Source organism: Pseudomonas sp. LFM046 (assembly GCF_000949385.2).
Classification (GTDB): Bacteria; Pseudomonadota; Gammaproteobacteria; order Pseudomonadales; family Pseudomonadaceae; genus Metapseudomonas.
Genome location: NZ_JYKO02000001.1, coordinates 3,119,769 through 3,133,192 on the forward strand (window position 1 = coordinate 3,119,769; position 13,424 = coordinate 3,133,192).

Genomic DNA, 13,424 nt, shown 5'->3' on the forward strand with positions numbered 1-13,424 from the left:
GACGACCATGCCCGCCGCCCGCACACTGCTGCTCACGGCCCTGGCCATGCTGGCCTTTGCCGGAAACTCCCTGCTCTGCCGTATCGCCCTGAAGGAAACCGCCATCGACGCGGTGAGCTTCACCGCCGTTCGCCTGTGTTCCGGGGCCCTGATGCTCTGGCTGCTGCTGCGACTGCGCCGTGAGCCCCTGGCCGCCACCGGCAACTGGCGCGGCGCCGCGGCACTGTTCGTCTATGCCGCCGCGTTCTCCTACGCCTACCTGCAACTGGACGCGGGGGCCGGCGCGCTGCTGCTGTTCGGGGCCGTGCAGCTGTGCATGGTGGTGTTCGGGCTGGTGCGGGGCGAACGCCTGAACACCCAGCAGGCGCTGGGCTTCGCCCTGGCCACCGGTGGGCTGGTGGTCCTCCTGCTGCCCGGCGCCAGTGCGCCGCCGCTGGTGGGCGGGCTGCTGATGCTACTTTCGGGCCTGGCCTGGGGCGCCTACACCTTGCTCGGCCGCCAGGCCGGCCTGCCCCTGGCGGCCACCGCCGGCAACTTCATCCGCGCCGTGCCGTTCGCTGTCCTGCTCCTGCTGCCCTTTCTCGGCCAGCTCAGCTGGGACCTGCCGGGGCTGATCTACGCCCTGCTCTCCGGCGCCCTCACCTCTGGCATCGGCTACGCCATCTGGTACAGCGCCCTCCCCGGCCTCGGCGCCCTCCAGGCCGCCAGCGTGCAACTGAGCGTCCCCGTCCTCGCGGCCCTGGGCGGTGCCCTGCTGCTGGGCGAGCACATCAGCTTGCGCCTGGCCTTGGTGTCCGTGGCCGTCCTGGGCGGCATCGCCCTGGTGCTGCGAGCGAAGTTCCAGGCGGTGCCACAAAGGGCCTGACACCGCTGGTGCGCGCAGCGCACCCTACCGTCGACTCCGCGCCCGACCGTAGGGTGCGCCGTGCGCACCAGCCCTTTCCTACAATCCGGTTGGTGTGCGCGGTGCCCCTCTGGCATTGATGTCCATGGCCGTCCTGGGCGGCATCGCCCTGGTGCTGCGAGCGAAGTTCCAGGCCGTGCCGCAAAGGGCCTGACACCGCTGGTGCGCGCGGCGCACCCTACCGTCGACTCCGCGCCCGACCGTAGGGTGCGCCGTGCGCACCAGCCCTTTCCTACAATCCGGTGGGTGCTTGCGGCGTCCCCACTGATCTGGTGATGTCTATGCTGGCCTCCCCATACCCGGCAGGAGGCCAGGCATGTCCAATTACCGTCGCGCCAGGGACGCGGGCGCGCTGTATTTCTTCACCCTGGTAACCCACCAGCGGCAACCGCTGCTGACCCGTCCCGATGTCCGCCAGCAGCTTCGCGCAGCCATCGTCCATACCCGTGCGCGCTATCCCTTCGTCATTCACGGCTGGGTACTGCTTCCCGACCACCTTCACTGTGTCTGGCAACTTCCCACGAACGACCATGATTTCGGTCGCCGCTGGTCCATCATCAAACGTCGAGTGAGCCAACATTGCACTGGGGCAAATCAGCTCAGCGGCAGCCAACTCGCGCGCGGCGAACTGGCGTTCTGGCAACGTCGCTTCTGGGAACACCGGATTCGTGACGAGGACGACTACCGGCGACACATGGACTACCTGCACTGGAACCCGGTCAAGCATGGCCTGGTGGGTCGGGTAGCGGATTGGTCCTGGTCGAGCTTTCATCGCTTGGTTGGCGAAGGCGTCTATCCGAATGACTGGGGCGGTACAGGCGATATCGACGGCGTTTTTGGCGAGTGACCAAGCGGTGCGCGCAGCGCACCCTACCGGGACACCCCGAGCCCGACCGTAGGGTGCGCCGGGCACACCAATCTCACCGCTCCAGCAAATGACTCATCGCCGTCTTCAGCTTCATGGGCCGCACGGGTTTGTGCATGAGGGTGTGGCCCAGTTCGCGCATCTGTTGCTTCAGTTCGTTGCTGTAGTTGGCGGTGATCATCAGGGCCGGGAGCGGTGTGCTGCGGCGGGCGTTGATGGTGGCGACCGCATCGACGCCATTGCAGCCGCTGTCCAGGTGGTAGTCGGCGATCAGCAGATCGGCGTCCGCGTGGAAGTTGTCCACCTGGCGCGCCAGGTCTTCCTCGGAAAGCGCGGTGGTGACACGGCACCCCCAGCCTTCCAGCAAGGTGCGCATGCCGGCGCAGATGGCGGCGTCGTTGTCGAGCACCCAGACCCGCGCGCCCTCCAGGCGCTCCAGCACCGCCTGGGGCTCGTCGCGTTCCGGTTTCTGCCGGGGCATGCGCCGGGCCAAGGGCACTTCCACCGCGAACAGCGAGCCCTTGCCCGGCGTGGAGGCCACATGGATGCGATGGCCCAGCATCCGGGCGATCTTGTCGACGATGGCCAGCCCCAGGCCGAGGCCGCGGTCCTGCTTCTCCCGCACCACCTCGCCACGCTTGAACTCCTGGAAGATCTCCCCGAGCTTGTCCTGGGCGATGCCGATGCCGGTGTCGCGCACCTCGATCCACAGGCTCTGCCGCCGGCGCCGGCAGCCCAGCAGAATCCGTCCCCGTGGCGTGTAGCGAATGGCATTGCTGAGCAGATTCCGGAGAATGCGCGCCAGGAGTTGCAGGTCGCTGCGCACCAGGGCCGAGCTGGGCACGAAGTCCAGTTGAAGGCCCTCGCTGGCGGCGATCTGGCGGTATTCCACGGCGAGGTTGTCCAGCAATTCGCTGACGGCAAAAGGCGCGATATCCGGTCTGATCACCCCGGCATCCAGCTTGGAAATGTCCACCAGCGTGCCCAGCAGGTTCTCCACGTCTTCCAGGGAGTTGCTGACATTGCGCACCAGGGCCAGGTTGCAGGTCTGAGTCCGCTGCTCCAACAAGGCGCTGGTGAACAGCCGCGCGGCATTCAGGGGCTGCAACAGGTCATGGCTGACGGCCGCGAGGAATTTGGTCTTGGACAGGTTGGCGCGTTCGGCCTCGAACTTGGCTTCCCGCAGGCGCAGCTCCGCCTGGGTGCGTTCCTCGATCTCATGACGCAGCTGATTGTTCAGGGTGGTGAGCTCGGAGGTGCGCTCGCGCACCCGCTGTTCCAGGTTCTGGTAGGCCTGGTGCAGGGCCTCGGCCGTGCGACGGCGCTCGGTGATGTCACGGATCAGCACGAAGATGCCCACCACCTCGCCATTGGCCAGGCGGTTGGGCACGTAGGAGCGCAGCATGCAGCGCTCCTGGCCGTTGTAGTTGGTCTCGGTGACCTCGAAGGACAGGCTCTCCCCGCTCAGCGCCCGCTCCACGTAGGGCTCCAGCCGCCGCCAGTGCTCGTCGCTGTGCACGTCCCGCAGGTTCTGGCCGAGCATGGCGCCACGGGGCCAGCGGTACCACTCCTCGTACACCTTGTTGGTGAATTCGTAGACCAGATCGGCGCTGAGGTAGGCGATCAGCGCCGGCACGTGGTCGGTGATCAGGCGAATCCAGCGCTCGCTCTCCGCCAGTGCCTCCGCGTGGCGGTAACGCTCGGTGATGTCGGTGAAGGTGTTGACGAAGCCACCGGTGGGCAGCGGATGGGTGCGGACTTCCAGCACCCGGCCGCTGTACAGGCGCTGCTCCATCTCGCGGATGGGGCGGCCGTTGATATCGCGGGTGTCGGGGGTGAGCAGGCCAACCTCGCTGTCGGCCATGACGCCGGCGAAGGAGCGGTGGGCCTCCAGCGGCGCCAGGCCGCAGAGTTCCAGGAACCGGTGGTTCCAGAGTTCCAGGGTGCCCTCGGCGCCGACCATGGCCACGCCTTGCGACAGGTTGTCCACGGCTCGCTGCAACAGCCGCGATTTCTGCGCCAGGGCCTGCTCGCGGCGGGCGGTCTCGTTTTGCTTCACCTCGGTGATATCGGTGTAGAGGATCACCAGCCCGCCTTCGCGGGTGGGGCGCTCGCTGACCTGCACCCAGCGCCCGTCGTGCAGGCGATAGAGGATGTTGTCGTCGCTGCCGCGATGCTCCTCCACGATCAGCCCGGTGCTTTCCGCCAGACGACGGATTTCCGCGAGACGCGTACCGCTGCCGATACGGGCGCGGGTGCGCGCCCAGAAGGACTTGAAGCGGCTATTGAAAAGGACGATGCGCTGGTCGCGGTCAAACAGCACGAACGCGTCGGAAATGCTCTCGATGGCATCGATCAGGTGCTGGTGAGCGGTTTCCGCCCGCAGCCGGGCGTCACTCAGCAGCCGGTTGCTGGCCTTGAGCTCAGCCATGGCCTGGTTCAGGGCATCGGTGCGTTCGCGCACCTGCTCGGCCAGCACCACCGAGTGCTGGAACGCGGCATAGCTGTCGTCGCGGCGCGAAGCGCTGGACTCCACCCGCTCGATCAGCGCCGCGTTGATGCACCTGAGCTTGCGATTCTCCTCCTCCAGGGCCGCCAGGCGTGCCTGGTGTTCAGCGCAATCCATTGCGACCCCGGCGGCCAATGGCGACTCCGGTGAAGGTCTGGTTGATGTGCATGCCATTGAACTGCTCTCCGTAGGAGTTGAAGCCGATGACCCGTTGTAGGCGCAGGACGTCGGAGGTGCGCGCCACGGCCTCGGCGTCGTCCTCGATTTCCAGGCGGCGCAGGAAGCAGTCGCAGCCGATGGTCAGCAGCGGCGGGCCAAGGCGTTCGCCCAGCTGCTGGAACAGGGTTTCCAGGTTGGGTAGAAGCGGCCCGGTACGCATGGCGGTGAGGACGATGCCGTTTTCCACCGCGCAGTAGAACGTCAGGCTGAGGTCCGGATTCACCCGCTGGATCGAGCGCACGTAGTACTGCTCGCCCAGGCGCACCGCCAGGGGGTGGGCGGCGAAACAGCGCAGGTCCAGGGCCGCCACCGGCACGCCGATCATCCGCGCATAAACCTCCGCCGCCGGCTCGGCGTTGAGTTCAAAGACCCGGCGGCTGGCGTTGTCGGCTCGGGTCACCACCAGCTTTTCGTTGCCGGGCTGGATGTGATGGGTGCTGAACACCTCGAAATCCAGGGCGGTATTGACCAGCACCACCACCGCCGCGCCGGCATGGAAGCGCCCTTCGTAATAGACGTGGGTGTGCTTGAGGTGGTTGTCGTCAGCGGCGGAGCCGCCGAAGTGCGGGATGCTGCCGAACGCCGCACCGAGGGCGGCGAGAACCACTTCCTCGCGGCTGGACAGGCCGTCCAGCAGGGTCAGGGCGAAGCAGTGGCCCTTGATCGGGGCCAAGGAGTTGACCCGGCAGTCCTGCACCAGGCGTTCCACCAGTTGCTGGGCGTCGATCAGGCCGAAGCGGTCCATTTCGTCCACCAGGGCGCTGGCGATGGAGAAGCTGCGATGGTCGAAGCCGACGGCGCTGACGCAGTTGCGACCGTAACCCTGGGGCGTGATCTCGCCGGCACTGGTGCAGCCCACCAGGCGCACGCCGCCGAAATACTGCTCCAGAGCCTGACCCAGGGCTTCCAGGTCGTACTCGGCGGAGCAGAAGAACAGCACGAAGCCCAGGTGCGGATGAATGAGCTGACGCGCCAGGTCCTGGGCCACCGCCTCCGCCTCACTGGCCAGGGACATGGCGGTGACGACGCCTTCTGCCGGTTCCTCGAGCATCCCGGTTCTCACTCAATAAGCCTGCTGTTGATGGGGAAATTCTACGGAGGGGTTCCGGGACGCCCCATCCTTCTTGGGTAGCGCCGGACTAGTCCTAAGGTAGGAACCCGATGCCTGGCACACCGTGGGGAGAATGAATTCGCATCCACAAGAGAGCGGCGCCCACTGCGTCCTTCAAAATAAAAAAGGCGGGAGGACAACTGCCTCTCCCGCCAAAACCGGAGCAATTCGGGTTGGGTTTACCAGGTCAACACGGCACCCAGGGCGACGGTGTCGGTGTCTTCGTTCTGGCTGTCGCCTTCATGGCCATCGATCTCGAACTGGTTGTACTCGGCCACCAGCTTGAGGTTGTCGTTGACGTCGTGGAACAGCGCGATGCCGCGGGTTTCGTAGTCGGCGCCGGTGTTGACCACGCCGTTGCCGTCGTCCTTGGTCTTGCCGTAGGACAGCGCCAGGCGGTTCTTGCCGAAGCGGTAGGAGCCCTGGACCAGGTAGCCGTCGCTGTCCACTTCGCGCAGGGTCGGCTCGCCCGCGTTGTTGGTGAAGAAGGGGTTGATGCCCTTGGCGTGGAAGCCCGACCCCACCAGGGTGAAGGCGCCCATCTTGGCCTGAACGCCGTAGCCCAGGCCCTTGGACGTGACGGTGTCGACGTTGGGGTCGGTGTTTTCCGAGGTCTGGTAGGCGCCGTTGACCCAGGAATAGATCTGCGAGCCGCCCAGGTCGAACTCGTAGGTGACTTCGCTCTCGAAACGCGGGTTCTCCTGGTAGGCCTTGCCGGTGGGGCTGTCGTCGTTGGTGTCCACCGGGTCCATGATGCCCACGGCGGCGCGCAGGCCGTCGGTCTTCGGACTGCGGTAGGTGATCTGCGAGGTCGGGAACGGGTACGGGTAGCCGCTGCCGATGTTGCCGAAGGAGACGCCGCCGCCATCCACCAGGCCCAGGGTGTCACTCACCTGGCCGTAACCGGCGAGCAGTTCGTCCAGCAGGATGTTGGAGCGGGCGAACAGACCGAAGTCCTTGCCGATCAGCACCTCGCCCCAATCCGCGCCGGCGGTGCCGTAGAACTGGCGAACGTCGATGGCGGTGGCCGTGCCATTGGTTTCGCTGTCGTTGATGGTGACCCAGAAGGAAGAGCGGGCGCCGAGTTTCAGGTCATCCACCTGCTTGCCCATGTTGAAGCCGATCCAGTTGGGCAGGAAACCCATCTTGACCCGCGCCTGGCGGCGGTCGAACTGTTCTCCGGCGCGGTCCACATCGCTGTTGACGTAGAAGGCGTTGATGTAGCCGTCGGTGGAGAAGGTGGTCTCGTCCTTGTCGTAGAGGACGATCTCGGCGGCGGCCTGCTGGGTGGCCAGGGCTACCGCCGCCGCAAGGGCGAGGCGGGACATACGGGCTTGGGCGATGTTCTTGTTGTGCATGACGCTCTCCGCTGTGGATGGACGACCGGGCGGGCCAGTCGAGTCGGAGGCGATTATCGAAACGCCATCAGGGCCGCCATACGCTGCAATGGCAGGGGTTTTCCGCTGCTTTGGCCGGGTCGTGGAGGCCGCGTCGGCAAGTCCTAAGACCGGGGGGTGCCGAGGTCGTAGAACCCTCGAATAACGAGCAGGCACGAAAGGACCGGGCCCGGAGGACCGACCTGAGAGGAAGGCTTGAGGAGGAGGATCAGTGCGGGAGGTGCCAGTCCGGCGAGGGGGCTGCGGCGTTGGCCAGGGCGAGGCAGGACTGTCCGGCGCAGAGCTGGTCGTGGGCCATCAACAGGTGGGACGGCTGGAGACGGGTCAGGGCGTCGCGCACGCGCTGCGCGTGACCGTCGGGCATTCCCGCGAGGCGATCGAGCCAGCATTGGCGGGCATGGTCGGGGAAGCTCGCGGCCTGGCGGGACAGTTGCAGGTCGAGGGACCGCACCCGCTCTCCCCATTCCCCGGCGCTCAGGTGCGCCAACCGTTTGCGCTGACGGGCGAGGAAATCCCGAATCGCATCGAGGAGACCGGCCACCGGCACGCGAGGCGACTGGACGGCGAACAGCAGGCCACGCTGCCGGCCCAGTTGGCGGAAGCCACAGGCCAGTGCGTAGCCCAGTTGCAGTTCCCCGCGCAGACGCTGGTGGAAGGCGGGCTCCAGGAGGCTGGCCAGTAGTCGCCAGGCGGCTTCGGTGGCGGGGCTGGCCGGTTGGAGTAGATGGAAGAGCAGCAAGGCGTTATCGCCAGCGGGCATTTCCAATGGGTGCCATCGACGGTCGCCCTCCCCGGCCTGGACCTCGCGGCTCATCGGCAGACCAGGCGGTTCGACCTCCAGCCCCACATCGCCCAGACCAAGGCCCTGCCAGCGCGCCTGCGACCAGAAGCACACAAGGGCTTGCGGGTCGAGCGCGGGCGGGGCTTCGGTCGGTGGCTGCTCCAGCAGGTCCGGCAGGCGCTGGAGCATCTGGCGGATGGGCAGTTCGGCGGTGGCGCGATGCAGCGCCGCCTGCTGCAGGCGCGGCCCCTGGGCCAGCGTCCAGCGCGGCGGTGCTTGCAGGATCGGCAGCAGGTCTGTGGCGGCCTGCCGTAGCAGGCTGGCATTACCCAGCAGGCTCAAGGTCAATCCGCCTTGCTCCTGCTGCAATCGTCCGTCCAGCCCGGCCAGTGAGGCAGGCCCCAGGACGGGCCGCAAAGCCTGCTGCAGGCTTTGGGCGAGCCCCAGTGGCAGCCCACCCTGCCCCGGCAGCCAGCGCAAGAACAGGGCGCCCTGATCGGGATATCCCGACAGGCACGGCAGTAACGGCACGACTGAACGCCTCGTCGGCGCGGGAGGCTCCGGGTGCAGGTAGGGATTGGCCGGTGGCAGGCGCCAATGGGTGCTGGATCTGGCGGCTGGCCGGGTGTCCAGCCGCTCCAGGTTCAGGGGAAAGCCTGCCACTTCAAGGTTGGGGCCGGCGTCGGATTCACAGGTCTCAAGCCGTATCAGGCGTTCAGGCCGCAGTTGTTCCAGAAACGCGCGGACGTCGACTTTGCTGGGTGCCGCAGGCGCCATTGCGGTTTCCAGCGGCCCGAAAGTGGCGGTCCTTCGGCGCAGGATTTCTTCCTGTTCCTCCCAGAGGCCCGGCCAGGGGACGCTGGCACGGAGGAAGGCCAGCCAGGCCAGCAGCTCAGCCTCCAGTTGCGAACGGTCAGCACCGTGCACCGGTTCGAACTCCATCAGCAGCAGCCCCTGGCCAGCCTGGGCATAGGGCAACCGCAGGCGCACGCCGTCGCTCAGCCCGAGGAGCGCCAGGCGTGCCTGGAGGCCGGCGAAGGACTCATCATTCAGCAGGCGCTGGAGAAACCCCGCGGCCGCTTCCAGTCCATCACCCTGCCCCTCCAGTGCAAACGCGATGATCAGCCGCCCCGGGTCACGGGGTAATCCGAGGCGGAGCCGGTCTGCCCGCAACGGCAGCATGGGCGGCACAGATGGCTCGGGCAGAGACCGGCCGGGTTCGAGCGGGTTACCCAATCGCCGAGCCAGCTCCAGCAGCTCCTCAGGAGATTGCGGCCCGACCAGGGTCAGGCGCATTCGGCCCGGTTGGTATTGGTCATGGTGGAATCGTTGCAGCGTTGGGATGAAGTCCGGCGACTCAAGCGCCAGGCTGGCAGCGTTGCCGGCGTGGAAGTCCGCCAGCGGGTGGCCGGGAGCCAGGGCATACGCCAGGGCGGCCTCGCAGAGGGTTTGCGGGTCGCACGCACGGGCGCTGTATTCGGCTTCCAGCACCGCGCGCTCACGGTGAAGCGCAGTCGAATCCAGCAATGGGGTGGCGAGCATGTCCAGCAGCCGCGCCAGGGCTTGCTCCAAATGCGTCGCCGGCACTTCGCAGAAGAACTCGGTGCTGCGCGCGCGGGTGCTGGCATTGACCCGGCCGCCCAGGCCCTGGACGAACGGAATCAGTCCCTCGCCCGGAGGGAAATCGCGACTGCCGAGGAAGACGCAATGTTCGAGGAAGTGCGCCAACCCCGGGTACTCGCCCGGCTCGTCATGGCTGCCGCCGCGCACCTCCACCCGAGCCGCAGCCATCCGCGCGCCGGCCTGGTGCGCAATGCGCACCTCCAGGCCGTTGGGCAGTTGCAGGTTCAGCGGCTGCTTGGAGGGCTCGATCAGAGTGGACATGGCGACCACGCATCCAGGGAATCGCCTGTAGCTTCGGTTCCGACCAAAGTCCCGACAATGCTGCTTTGGGCCTAGTCCTCTAGTACCTGTGGCTTGTTCTTCTTGTTGATGGGAGATTTCCTACAAGCCATTCAGATATTTGCCAGCACCCGGCATCGGCGTGACTCCATCGTGGACGATGTCATCTCAAACCGATAATGGCCCGATGCCATATCGGCGGATCGCCACACTGGAGCGCACATGGACGAGACTCCTCCCCAACAGATTCCGCAAAGCGAAATCGCCCTGCTGGCCAATATCCTGGCCCTCACCACCCGCAACATGACGGCCCTCACCACAGTGTTGGCGCAGGTCACGGCCAACCTGGCCGGTTCCACGGACAGCAACCTCCAGGCCTCATCGGTGGGGCTGCTGGACAAGATCACCGGCCTTGGCCACGACCTCGAACTGCAGTGGGACCTGATCCAGTCGCTGGAACGCTTCTGCCCCTTGCTCGCCCGCACGCCGCCGGCCCGCACCGCTCTGGTCACCGAGATCACGATCAGCCAGTTACCCCACACCCACTAAAATGGCTTGATTTTTGCTCAGTGATCCGTTAGGGTCGCCGCCGTTAGTACCAAGTTGTAAGTCAATCGGCCTTCCGATCCCTCGCCCTCCGAGGGCTCCCACAAAGGGACCCGGCCACCCCCCGATGCCTCACCGACCGCGCGCTCGCCCCTTCCGGGCGATGCAGTAAAGCTGTCATGAGCACTCGGTAGATTGACCAGGACTGCCAGCCAGGCCCAGACCCTTGCCCGGCGCAGTACCTGGCATCCCAAGTACCAGCTGCCAGAGCCAGATCCCCGACGGGAACTTAGTGCCGGCACCCTTGCTCCGATAAGGATCATCTGACCAGCGCCCGTTGCCTGGCGGATTCGGAGTCATTTGTCTGGCGGCCGATTGGCCGCAATACGAAGGAAGCAACACGATGACCATCCATCATCAAGCCCAAGCTGCCATCAGCACCCTGACCAGCGCCTTTGCGCCGTTTACCTGCCACATCACTGCCGCTCGCAACGGCAACTTCAGCTTCACCGTCGTCAATGAATTCGGTGTCGCCCGTCACAGCGAGCGTCTGTACCCTGAGCAATACGGCGATGCCGATCACATGAAGAACGTGATCGACCGGGCGCAGAAAGCCCTGACCTGCTGATGCAGTCCCCAACGAAAAGCCCCGCAAACGCGGGGCTTTTTCATTTCCGGGCGCCTTTTGCCTGCGGGGACGGATGCAGGGCCACTCTCATGCCTGGCAGCGAGACGCACGACGGCCTGTTACCTAAGGGCGACAGACCGGGCATAATTCGCCCCTTTCAAACCGCCAGCCCAGCGTCCACATGCGAATTCACGTCACCTTCATCGACCGCGTCGGCATCACCCAGGAGGTTCTGGCGCTGCTCGGCGGCCGCAACCTCAACCTGGATGCGGTGGAGATGGTGCCGCCCAACGTCTACATCGACGCCCCCACCCTCAGCCCCGAAGTGCTCGACGAATTGCGCGACGCCCTGCATGCCGTTCGCGGCGTGCAGGAAGTGACGGTGGTCGACATCCTCCCCGGCCAGCGCCGGCGCCTGCAACTCGACGCCCTGCTGGCCGCGATGAGCGACCCGGTGCTGGCGGTGGACGGACACGGCCGCATCCTGCTGGCCAACCCGGCGCTGATCACCCTGTACGGCTCGGAGCCCGAAGGCCAACCGCTGTCACAGCTGTTCGGCGACGACAGCCTGCACAGCGCGCTGCTCGAGCAGGGCTTCCGCCTGCCGCTGCGGGAAGTGACGCTCAAGGGTCAGGCCCTGCTGCTGGATGCCGTCCCCATTACCGAAGGTGAGCACCTGACGGGCGCCCTGCTCACCCTGTACCAGCCCAACCGCATCGGCGAACGCCTCTCGGCCCTGCACCACGACCACGCCGCCGGAGGCTTCGACTCCCTGCTGGGCGAATCCGCCGCCATGGCCACCCTCAAGGCCCGTGCCCAGCGGGTGGCGTCCCTCGATGCCCCGCTGCTGATTCGCGGCGAAACCGGCACCGGCAAGGAACTGGTGGCCCGTGCCTGCCACGCTGCCAGTACCCGCCGCAACCAGCCTTTCCTCGCCCTGAACTGCGCCGCACTGCCGGAGAATCTGGCCGAGAGCGAACTGTTCGGCTACGCCCCCGGTGCCTTCACCGGCGCTCAGCGTGGCGGCAAACCGGGCCTGCTGGAATTGGCCCACCAGGGCACCGTCTTCCTCGACGAGATCGGCGAGATGTCGCCCTACCTGCAGGCCAAGCTGTTGCGCTTCCTCAGTGACGGCAGCTTCCGCCGCGTGGGCGGCGATCGCGAGATCAAGGTGGACGTGCGCATCCTCAGTGCCACCCACCGCAATCTGGAAAAGATGGTCAGCGAAAGCGCCTTCCGCGAGGACCTCTTCTACCGCCTCAATGTGCTCAACCTGGAAGTGCCGCCCCTGCGCGAGCGCGGCCAGGACATCCTGCTGCTGGCCCGCTTCTTCATGCAGCAGGCCTGCACCCAGATCCAGCGCCCCGCCTGCCGACTGGCACCCGGCACCTTCCAGGCACTGCTGGGCAACCGCTGGCCGGGCAACGTCCGCCAGTTGCAGAACGTGATCTTCCGAGCCGCCGCCATCTGCGAAAGCAACCTGGTGGAAATCGGCGACCTGGACATCGCCGGCACCGCCGTGGCTCGGCAAAGCGACGGCGAAGTCAGCAGCCTGGAAGAGGCCGTGGAGAACTTCGAGCGCGCCCTGCTGGAAAAGCTCTTCGTCACCTACCCCTCGACCCGCCAACTGGCTGCCCGACTGCAAACCTCCCACACCGCCATCGCCCATCGTTTGCGCAAGTACGGAATTCCGGGCAAAAGCTGAGTGCATTTCTAGATTTACTCACTATCCAATTGAAAATATTGGATATTCATCTTTCAAATCACCTCCCGCAGGGTGGGCTGAAGCGCAGCGCTGGCCCACCCCAGGATGGAAATTCTTCACATTCAACATCACATTTAATCGTTATTTGCCTGATTTATAACGATTAATGAGCCAGCCTCAGCGCGCCCGTAGCGAAATCGATACATCGTAGCGATTTCGCTACAGCAGCCTGAAACCCGCGCCCGCTCTGGGCTTCTTCCCTCTCACGGGTATCAGCCCTCTCCCCCTGTAGCGATTTCAATACGGGAAGATTCATCCCGTTTCTTCATAAATCCCCTCAATCCCTTGATAGAAAAGGCTTACAGCCTTCTGGCATCCCCTTTGCTAATGCGGGGGCGACAGCGCGCAGCCAAGACTGCGTGCGGGGCTAAGCGCCTGGCAGAAGAAACAGGCGCGTCATACGAGTTGAGGACCAAAGATGAGCGAATTGCGTTTCACCGCCGACCACGAGTGGCTGCGCCTTGAAGAAGACGGTCGCGTCACCGTCGGCATTACCGAGTACGCGCAAGACGCGCTGGGCGACGTGGTGTTCGTTCAACTTCCGGAGCTGCAGGCTTACACCCAGGGCGAGGAAGTCGCCGTGCTGGAATCGGTGAAGGCCGCCAGCAACATCGTCATGCCGCTGGACGGCGAGGTGGTGGAAATCAACCAGGCGCTGGTGGACAGCCCTGAACTGGTCAACGAAGAACCCCTGGGCAAGGGCTGGTTCTTCCGCATGCAGCTGGCCGACACCAGCGTCCTCGACGGCCTCCTCGACCAGGCCGGCTACGAAAACCTGCTGAAAGCCAACGGCTGAG

The 13,424-nt window shown here is 65.7% G+C and carries 10 protein-coding genes; 6 read left to right on the plus strand and 4 right to left on the minus strand.

Translation table 11 applies throughout. The features are described 5' to 3' along the window. Positions 1-7 precede the first annotated feature (7 nt). Together TQ98_RS14330 and TQ98_RS14335 are read left to right on the plus strand one after the other, a co-directional pair. Positions 8-865 carry an EamA family transporter gene (locus TQ98_RS14330; RefSeq protein ID WP_044872346.1) on the plus strand — a complete coding sequence of 286 codons (858 nt, stop codon included), beginning with the start codon at positions 8-10 and terminating at the stop codon, positions 863-865. 355 nt (positions 866-1,220) lie between these two features. Then, complete coding sequence (locus TQ98_RS14335; protein WP_044872345.1) at positions 1,221-1,751, plus strand: transposase; 531 nt, start codon at positions 1,221-1,223, stop codon at positions 1,749-1,751. 73 nt (positions 1,752-1,824) lie between these two features. Here the strand turns inward: TQ98_RS14335 and nahK are convergent, their stop codons facing one another. From nahK to pqqF, 4 genes are all read right to left on the minus strand, one after another. After that, positions 1,825-4,452 carry a hybrid sensor histidine kinase/response regulator NahK/ErcS' gene (gene nahK, locus TQ98_RS14340; RefSeq protein WP_103102961.1) on the minus strand — a complete coding sequence of 876 codons (2,628 nt, stop codon included), beginning with the start codon at positions 4,450-4,452 and terminating at the stop codon, positions 1,825-1,827. Then, the gene (gene nosP, locus TQ98_RS14345; RefSeq protein WP_044872343.1) at positions 4,382-5,548 is read right to left on the minus strand and encodes a nitric oxide-sensing protein NosP; all 1,167 of its coding nucleotides are present in this window, start codon (positions 5,546-5,548) and stop codon (positions 4,382-4,384) included. The genes nahK and nosP overlap by 71 nt, the downstream gene beginning before the upstream one ends. Positions 5,549-5,787: 239 nt before the next feature. Next, positions 5,788-6,936, minus strand: a complete 1,149-nt coding sequence (locus TQ98_RS14350; RefSeq protein ID WP_242443207.1) for a porin — start codon at positions 6,934-6,936, stop codon at positions 5,788-5,790. 277 nt (positions 6,937-7,213) lie between these two features. After that, positions 7,214-9,670, minus strand: coding sequence for a pyrroloquinoline quinone biosynthesis protein PqqF (gene pqqF, locus TQ98_RS14355; RefSeq protein ID WP_052659188.1), 2,457 nt, complete (start codon positions 9,668-9,670; stop codon positions 7,214-7,216). A gap of 240 nt (positions 9,671-9,910) precedes the next feature. On the opposite strand from pqqF, the gene TQ98_RS14360 reads away from it, so the two are divergent. The 4 genes from TQ98_RS14360 to gcvH all read left to right on the plus strand — a co-directional run bounded on the left by TQ98_RS14360 (position 9,911) and on the right by gcvH (position 13,423). Then, on the plus strand, positions 9,911-10,237 hold the full coding sequence (locus tag TQ98_RS14360; RefSeq protein ID WP_044872341.1) for a hypothetical protein: 327 nt from the start codon (positions 9,911-9,913) through the stop codon (positions 10,235-10,237). Between the two features lie 400 nt (positions 10,238-10,637). After that, the gene (locus TQ98_RS14365) at positions 10,638-10,862 is read left to right on the plus strand and encodes a hypothetical protein (RefSeq protein ID WP_044872340.1); all 225 of its coding nucleotides are present in this window, start codon (positions 10,638-10,640) and stop codon (positions 10,860-10,862) included. A gap of 181 nt (positions 10,863-11,043) precedes the next feature. Further along, complete coding sequence (locus tag TQ98_RS14370; RefSeq protein ID WP_044872339.1) at positions 11,044-12,567, plus strand: sigma-54-dependent transcriptional regulator; 1,524 nt, start codon at positions 11,044-11,046, stop codon at positions 12,565-12,567. A gap of 478 nt (positions 12,568-13,045) precedes the next feature. Further along, positions 13,046-13,423 carry a glycine cleavage system protein GcvH gene (gene gcvH, locus TQ98_RS14375; RefSeq protein ID WP_044872338.1) on the plus strand — a complete coding sequence of 126 codons (378 nt, stop codon included), beginning with the start codon at positions 13,046-13,048 and terminating at the stop codon, positions 13,421-13,423. Position 13,424 lies beyond the last annotated feature (1 nt).

What these genes read in the sequence shown, in the direction of transcription:
- nosP (WP_044872343.1), bottom strand. Translation starts at nt 5,548, where the DNA reads ATGCTCGAGGAACCGGCAGAAGGCGTCGTCACCGCCATGTCCCTGGCC.
- TQ98_RS14370 (WP_044872339.1), top strand. Translation starts at nt 11,044, where the DNA reads ATGCGAATTCACGTCACCTTCATCGACCGCGTCGGCATCACCCAGGAG.
- TQ98_RS14335 (WP_044872345.1), top strand. Translation starts at nt 1,221, where the DNA reads ATGTCCAATTACCGTCGCGCCAGGGACGCGGGCGCGCTGTATTTCTTC.
- TQ98_RS14365 (WP_044872340.1), top strand. Translation starts at nt 10,638, where the DNA reads ATGACCATCCATCATCAAGCCCAAGCTGCCATCAGCACCCTGACCAGC.
- pqqF (WP_052659188.1), bottom strand. Translation starts at nt 9,670, where the DNA reads ATGTCCACTCTGATCGAGCCCTCCAAGCAGCCGCTGAACCTGCAACTG.
- nahK (WP_103102961.1), bottom strand. Translation starts at nt 4,452, where the DNA reads ATGGCATGCACATCAACCAGACCTTCACCGGAGTCGCCATTGGCCGCC.
- TQ98_RS14330 (WP_044872346.1), top strand. Translation starts at nt 8, where the DNA reads ATGCCCGCCGCCCGCACACTGCTGCTCACGGCCCTGGCCATGCTGGCC.
- TQ98_RS14360 (WP_044872341.1), top strand. Translation starts at nt 9,911, where the DNA reads ATGGACGAGACTCCTCCCCAACAGATTCCGCAAAGCGAAATCGCCCTG.
- TQ98_RS14350 (WP_242443207.1), bottom strand. Translation starts at nt 6,936, where the DNA reads ATGTCCCGCCTCGCCCTTGCGGCGGCGGTAGCCCTGGCCACCCAGCAG.
- gcvH (WP_044872338.1), top strand. Translation starts at nt 13,046, where the DNA reads ATGAGCGAATTGCGTTTCACCGCCGACCACGAGTGGCTGCGCCTTGAA.